Here is a 6920-nt window from a genome sequence, read left to right as displayed (position 1 = left end):
GCAAAGTCATAAAAACTTTGTGAGCGATTGTCTCTATAACTAGGAAAAATACTATAAAAGCCACCAACACCAGAACCAGTTAGCCAAAAATCTTTAATGGCTAATAAAGCATTTTCAAAGACAAAGGAACGCTCTTCATAAGCGATATTGGTAGAGTCTAAGCGTTTGGCTAAGGTGTCTAAACCAAACCAAGAACTTAATATTAAAACATCAATAGCAATTAAACTACCAAATAACAAAGCTAATGATTTTGATTTATGATGTTTTCGGTACAACCATAAACCAATGACAGCACAAATCCCAAGGCTAGCATAAAAAGCACTATTTCCACCTCGTGAATGAGATAACACTAAAGCAACCACCATTAAAGCCAAAAAGACACGTAAACGTGCTTTGCCACTAAGCATGGTAATTAAAAAATTTCGAATAGCTGCTCTAAAACCAGCAAATTTATCTTTGTTGATTAAAATTTGATTTACTAATAAACCAATCCCTAAGGCAATACACATTTCTAAATAGCCAGCAAAGTTATTGCGGTTAACAAATGTGCCACTAGCAGAGGTAATTCGATCTCTATCAGCAGCAGCAGCAATACCAAAAACATCAAAAACAGGGCCGCCCAAAACGACTAATACTCCATAAACAGCTTGTAAAACACCTGTAATCACAATTAATTGGGCTATCGTGTTTAGTCTGCGAGGGGTGTTAATAATGGCTAAAGAAAGAATGAAAAACAAACAGTAGGCAATACTTTTTTGTAGTTTATACAGTGTTGCACCTGTATCTAAAGATAAAGACTGCCACTGATTGGCAGCTATATAATTTTGATGATGCGGTGAAATAAGAGTAATGATCTCTGGTGGTAATGGGATTAATTGTAAAGCCGACCATAATGGAATAGCGGCAAAAAGAGCAATCAGTTTTTTATTGTTTATAAGTGCTTTCGGTAAGGTATTTTGTTTGAGTGTGAGTAGCCAAAAAATGAATAATAAGCCAATAAGCAATTCTAATAATGCAGCAGACCAAATACGATGGCTACCTAAGGGAATAGGTGCCCAAAATAAAATAATACAAAAATAAATAAATAAAAAACGTTGCATATCAATAAAAAATTTTTATGTTATAGAAAATAAAAAAGGGTCTGTGTAGACCCTTTTTGGTAAGAAGCTTATTAAGTAGGACTTGCACTACCTGAGCCACCACCGCCACCACCAGTGCTACCAGTACTACCAGCTCCAACACTAATACCAGTTCCAACACTACTAGTATTACTAAATACCCCAGAACCTTGTTGTTGGTTATTATTGGCTGTTTGACCTAATGCAGAATTAATAGCTTGATTAATTGCAGTTGCCTGACTTGGAGCAGCTTGAACAGCAGCTGTTTGAATAGCAGAAGCTTGAGTTGGAGCGGCAGCAGTAGCAGCTGCAACGGCTACAGTAGGGGCTACACCTTTTTGGATGGCAAAAGCAGCAATAGCACCAGCTTGAGTTGGAGCAGCGGCAACAGCGGCACTTACAATGTTGGAAGCATCAGCTGGGTTGTCTGCTAACAATGCAGCCATGGCTTCTTGTACAGTTGCACCTGCTGCAACAGCTTCAGCAATAGCCTGTTGGTTACTTTTGCCTGCTTTTTTGGCGGCTACTGCCTTGGCAGCATCTGCTGGAGCAGCGTGAACAACAGTAACAGGTAACATAGCAGCTACCAAAACTAATCCTAATAATGACTTACGCATAGGATAAACTCCTTTGTATGGATAAAATTAGCCTAATGGCTTTAATAGCTCAAATCGTAGTCTAATCGCTAGCGATTGGCAAGCAAAAAGATGTTATTGATTATATCAAAATGATGATCGGTTCATTTTTGCCGTTGTATGGCAATCAATGAAATCTTGTATTGATAATATTATATACTAGCTCAATTTAATCGTGACTTTGTTAAACAATTTGTCACACTTATGTATACCACCGTTCAATGCCTATATTAGTCAAATGTAGGCGATGATGATTATGGGGTATCCATTGCTGATAAGAAGCTGTTGCTTTTAATAAAAAATCAAATAAGCTGAGATGACGACGTAATACCCGTGTTAAACGGTGTGGCAAGATGGGATTAAATAAACCTGTTTTGTTAAAAAGTTGCTGAGGATTTTTTTTGACCCATAACCAAGACCCCATTTCAAGCGTAAATGACATAAATAAATGGTTGTTTTGATTGTTTAGTTGGTAGTCATACAAATAATCCCATAAGTCGCCATGCGTGGTGTAGTTTAGCGATTGTGGTTCCATTATATAAAAATCATGATGTGGATAGCTTTGATTAAAAATTTCACGCAAGGCAACGGCTTCTGCTAAGTGATAAGGTGGTTGTTTGTGTGCAGCATAAGGAAACCAAATCCTGTCGCGTAAGCCAAAACCTGAATGGCAATCAATAGCCAAGGCAAATGGTCGATTAAGTAATTCTTGTTTGACAAAATTGACTAAAGTTTGTGACTCTAGCTCCATCTGTTGTTGTTTTCCCCGATACCAAGGCAGCCTTTTTGATAATCGTTGTCCTGCTAATGGCCATAAGGTTTTATCTTGAGCGTCAATTGGTGCATTACGCATTAAATCCACGCCATTAGGATTGCTACGTGTATTGTTGAGTAAGCCACCCACATTTAATAAGGGAATAAAGACAATTTTTACTTGTGTTAATAAATGCTGTAAAGAAATATCCCATGTTGTTCGACTGAGTAAGTTTTGTAACCACGCAAGTAATACCTGACTTCCAATACGCTCCATGCCATGTACGCCACCAAAAAAACCAATAATGGGATGAGTAGGGTCTTCACTACCTAAACTGATAGACCAAATGGGCAATTTAAATTGTTTGACATCAATATGGGTGAGAAGGTGGTACTTCGCTTGATTAGGATATTGATTCATCAGTTGATGAAGTTGGTGTAGCTCAGGAAATTGGCTGACAGAGGGGAGAACAGACATAATCAACATCCAGACTTAGAGTGGTGAACTCTAAGTCTGTTAGTAATGTTTAATAACGCAAACCTAAACCTAAAGAAATATTATCTAAATAGGTGTGGTCATCATATTTTTCGATGGAAAAAATGGCAACCCAACGGTTATTGGGGTAATGATCGTAGCGGGTTGGCAAAGTGAGATTTAGATTCATTAAATTACGACTGAGTACCCATAAATAAGCTAAGTCATTTTCACTTCTAAAGCGATAAACCGCATTTTCTGTGCCATAACCTACTTGAAATTGAGCATGACGTTTGTAGCCTGTCCCAATAAATAAATTAAATACTGGTGCATCTGTACCTTCGGGAAAATACACAAAACCGCCACTTTGATTAAAGTTATCACGGGAGTAAGTGGTTTCTCCACCAATACCCCAACCCGGTGTGTGCGTGCTGTGTAAACTTTGGGCAGTATAACCACTGATGGTTAAAGCAGAATTGTATTCAGGAAATTGAATCGGGCGTTGTTCGGCCAATGCAGGCAAAGCAAGGCCTGCTAAAGAAATAAAGGCTAGTTTTTTTAAGAGTGATGGCATGGCATACATTCCGTGCGAAGCAAAAATCAGGCGCATTATGCCGTTTTTTATGCTTTTGGGCTATGGTTAGATACACTTTGCGTGATGATAGATGTTGTTTTGTTATGGTTTTAACAAAAAATCACAACCAACGGCGACGTTTAAAATATAAAAAGGGGACTACTGCTGATAAAAACATCAAGAATAAACCAAACAAATAGCCATGTTGCCATTTGAGTTCGGGCATAAACTCAAAGTTCATGCCATAGACACTGGCGACCATCGTGGGTGGTAAAAACATTACCGAAGCAACCGAGAACATTTTAATAATTTTATTTTGGTTGACGTTAATAAAACCGAGTGTGGTATCGAGTAAGAATTTGATTTTATCAAATAAAAATGAGCTATGAGCAATCAAGGACTCAGAGTCGCGGATAATATCGCGTAAACGTTCACTTTGCTCAGCATTAAGCATACCTGCACGTAACAATAGATAAAGCATACGTTGTAAATCCATCATCGAGATACGTACTTTACCATTAATATCTTCTTGGGTTGCAATATTGGTCAACAAGGTTTCCATGTCGTCGTTTTCGGCATTGCCTAGAACTTGTTGACTGGTTTCTTCTAAATCGGCATGAACACGTTCGAGAATATCCGCTAAATTTTCAACTTTGGTTTCAAACAAGCCCAATAAAATGGATTTGGAATTATTAATATTGACCAAACCTTTGCGGCCACGCATCCGAAACAAACGAAATGCGGCTAGTTCTTCTTCGCGCAGGGTAAATAAACGGTCGCCATTAAAAATAAATGCGGCTGAAATATTTTCGGGATTTTTATCGGCATAATTTAAAAAATAGGAGCTAATGTGTAAGCCAAATTCATTTTCATAAAAACGAGAGCTAGCCTCAATTTCATATAAATCATCAATGGTTGGTAGTTCTTGAGCATAAGCAACTCTTAACCAGTCACGCTCTTCTTCGGTGGGATTAATTAAATCAACCCAAATGACATGTTCTCCCAAATCAGCGGCAGCATTAATGGCTATTTGCTCTATTGCGCCTTTGTTGAGGGAAAAAGCCATTAACATAAATATGCTCACCTTGATGAGTTGTGGGTGTAATTGGTCATTTTAGCAAAAAAGTTTTACAAATTGTTTACTGTTTTGTCATCACTCGTGCAATTGACCACGCTTGTATATGAGTGACTCCTTGTTTTTGCAAGATTTGTGCAATCGTTTTAACGGTTGCGCCTGTCGTAATCACGTCATCAATAATTGCAATATGCGTTTGTTGAATCTTGTTGCTGAGATAAAATTGTTCGGCATTAAGGTTTTGTCGTTGTTTTTTAGATAGCTCTTTTTGGCTTTTAGCTTGGCCTACGGTTTGTAAGAGCTGGTAATCTACAGGAATAGACAAAATTTTGCCCAAATCTTTTGCTAATTCAAGACTTTGATTAAAACCACGTTTAGCGAGTTTTTGCGGACTTAAAGGGACTGGGATTAATAATTGAGGTAAAGGTTGTTTTTGTTTTTTAATTTGAGCGGCCAATGACTGAGCAAAACTTTGGCACAAACCCAAACGCGCTTGATTTTTATATTGGCCGATGAGTTTATTAATCGGAAATTGATACTCAAAAGCACTTAAACAGGCAATAAAAGGCCAATCTTCGGGGTGGCAAGTACACAAATTATCTTCGTTTAGGGGTAAACCACAATACAAACAGGGACGAGTGAGGTGAGGTAAATCTTGATAACAGGCTAAACAAAAACCAAATTTTGCTTGTTTTTGATATTGGCAGCACAAACACAAGGCTTGAGAAGCTAAGATTTGGTTAAAAAATAATCTCATGTAAACTTTTCTATCCTTAAAAAGTTGACGGTAGTCCATTAAAGCGGCAGTATCGGGCGTATAGAGCTAATTTTTAGGATCATATCGAAAATGACGACTTTACGCCACGATTGGAATCGCGCTGAGTTACGCGCTTTGTTTGATTTACCGTTTAATGATTTGTTGTTTCAAGCGCAAACCGTACATCGTCAGCATTTTGACCCCAATGCCGTGCAAGTGAGTACCTTATTATCGATTAAAACGGGGGCTTGCCCTGAAGACTGTAAATACTGTTCGCAGTCAGGTCATTACGATACAGGTTTAGATAAAGAAAAGTTATTAGAAATCGAAAAAGTGGTGCAAGAAGCACAAGCAGCCAAAGACAAAGGTGCAAGCCGTTTTTGTATGGGCGCAGCATGGCGTAGTCCACGCGATAAAGATATGCCTTATGTGTTGGAAATGGTGAAGCGCGTTAAAGGTTTGGGTTTAGAAACCTGTATGACTTTGGGTATGTTAGCCCCCGAACAAGCTAAAGCCTTGGGTGAGGCAGGCTTGGATTATTACAATCACAATTTAGATACCTCACCTGAATATTACGGCAAAATTATTACCACGCGTAGTTATAATGACCGTTTAAATACTTTGGCCAATGTCCGTGACGCAGGCATTAAAGTCTGTTCGGGTGGCATTATTGGCATGGGCGAAAAACGTGAAGACCGTATTGGCTTGTTAATGGAATTGGCGAATTTACCTGCTCATCCTGATTCTGTGCCAATTAATATGTTGGTCAAAATTGCAGGCACACCATTAGGTGATGTAGAAGATTTAGAGCCGTTTGAGTTTGTGCGTACCATTGCCGTGGCGCGGATTTTAATGCCTAAATCCTTTGTGCGTTTGTCGGCAGGCCGTGAAAAAATGAATGAGCAATTACAGGCTTTATGTTTTTTTGCTGGTGCAAATTCGATTTTTTATGGTGAAAAGTTGTTAACCACCAGTAATCCCGAAACCCATGCCGACCGTTTGTTGTTTGAAAAATTGGGTATTAGTGCCTTGCAAGTCGAAACAACCGTGGCAGATAGTTTGCCTGTCGCCAAAAAGATGTTGTGGAAAGATGCGATGGCGGTGTGATTTAGGGACTTCACGGCTTTATTAGTATTTCTTCTAGGTATCATCATGTCTAAAGAGGTTTCAGCGTCGGGTTTTGTGGCAGGCACATTGGTGCATGCCGATAAAGGTTTAGTCCCCATTGAACAGCTTAAAGTGGGGGATATGGTTTTATCGAAGCATGAAAGTGGTGAAGGTGAACAGGCTTATAAACGAGTGGTAAACACGTTTAAATCGGCGGAAAAATTACCTATTGTGAGCGTGTCTTTTAATGATTTATCAAATCGTTTAGGAAGTATGCGTCTTTTTTGTACAGATAATCATCCTTTTTGGAATCCTATCAGCAAAGAATGGACACCCGCAAAAGATTTGAGATTTAACAGTCACGTAGTACTTTATGATTTAAACGATAAAATAGTAGGATTGGATGATGATGCTGGCTATTTAGTT

Annotated in this window: 8 protein-coding genes; 2 read left to right on the top strand and 6 right to left on the bottom strand. The window is 38.6% G+C overall.

Annotated elements, in window-relative coordinates; genetic code table 11:
• The 6 genes from Q0212_RS11725 to Q0212_RS11700 all read right to left on the bottom strand — a co-directional run.
• Nucleotides 1–1100, bottom strand: a 1100-nt coding sequence (locus Q0212_RS11725; protein WP_297925702.1) for an O-antigen ligase, incomplete at its 3' end; no start/stop codon positions are given.
• Between the two features lie 71 nt (nt 1101–1171).
• Complete coding sequence (locus Q0212_RS11720; RefSeq protein WP_297925700.1) at nt 1172–1735, bottom strand: hypothetical protein; 564 nt, start codon at nt 1733–1735, stop codon at nt 1172–1174.
• 220 nt (nt 1736–1955) lie between these two features.
• A complete protein-coding gene (locus Q0212_RS11715; protein WP_297925697.1) occupies nt 1956–2984 on the bottom strand; it encodes a M14 family zinc carboxypeptidase in 1029 nt (342 codons plus the stop codon).
• 49 nt (nt 2985–3033) lie between these two features.
• Nucleotides 3034–3555 carry a hypothetical protein gene (locus Q0212_RS11710; protein ID WP_297925695.1) on the bottom strand — a complete coding sequence of 174 codons (522 nt, stop codon included), beginning with the start codon at nt 3553–3555 and terminating at the stop codon, nt 3034–3036.
• A gap of 121 nt (nt 3556–3676) precedes the next feature.
• Nucleotides 3677–4627 (bottom strand): magnesium/cobalt transporter CorA, encoded by a 951-nt coding sequence (corA, locus tag Q0212_RS11705; RefSeq protein WP_297925692.1) that lies wholly within the window; start codon nt 4625–4627, stop codon nt 3677–3679.
• Nucleotides 4628–4694: 67 nt separating this feature from the next.
• Complete coding sequence (locus Q0212_RS11700) at nt 4695–5387, bottom strand: ComF family protein (protein WP_297925690.1); 693 nt, start codon at nt 5385–5387, stop codon at nt 4695–4697.
• Between the two features lie 90 nt (nt 5388–5477).
• Here Q0212_RS11700 and bioB point away from each other — a divergent pair, with 90 nt between their 5' ends.
• Nucleotides 5478–6494, top strand: a complete 1017-nt coding sequence (gene bioB, locus Q0212_RS11695) for a biotin synthase BioB (protein WP_297925688.1) — start codon at nt 5478–5480, stop codon at nt 6492–6494.
• A 45-nt stretch (nt 6495–6539) separates the two neighbouring features.
• A partial coding sequence (locus Q0212_RS11690) for a polymorphic toxin-type HINT domain-containing protein (protein ID WP_297925685.1) occupies nt 6540–6920 on the top strand: 381 nt, incomplete at its 3' end.

Source organism: uncultured Agitococcus sp., from assembly GCF_937920075.1.
Classification (GTDB): Bacteria; Pseudomonadota; Gammaproteobacteria; order Pseudomonadales; family Moraxellaceae; genus Agitococcus.
Note: the sequence above shows the minus strand (reverse complement) of the source record. Positions and strands in the feature narration are given on the sequence as shown.

Excerpts from the sequence above, each read along its gene's own strand:
- bioB (WP_297925688.1), top strand. The coding sequence starts at position 5,478 with ATGACGACTTTACGCCACGATTGGAATCGCGCTGAGTTACGCGCTTTG.
- Q0212_RS11710 (WP_297925695.1), bottom strand. The coding sequence starts at position 3,555 with ATGCCATCACTCTTAAAAAAACTAGCCTTTATTTCTTTAGCAGGCCTT.
- Q0212_RS11700 (WP_297925690.1), bottom strand. The coding sequence starts at position 5,387 with ATGAGATTATTTTTTAACCAAATCTTAGCTTCTCAAGCCTTGTGTTTG.
- Q0212_RS11720 (WP_297925700.1), bottom strand. The coding sequence starts at position 1,735 with ATGCGTAAGTCATTATTAGGATTAGTTTTGGTAGCTGCTATGTTACCT.
- corA (WP_297925692.1), bottom strand. The coding sequence starts at position 4,627 with ATGTTAATGGCTTTTTCCCTCAACAAAGGCGCAATAGAGCAAATAGCC.
- Q0212_RS11715 (WP_297925697.1), bottom strand. The coding sequence starts at position 2,984 with ATGTCTGTTCTCCCCTCTGTCAGCCAATTTCCTGAGCTACACCAACTT.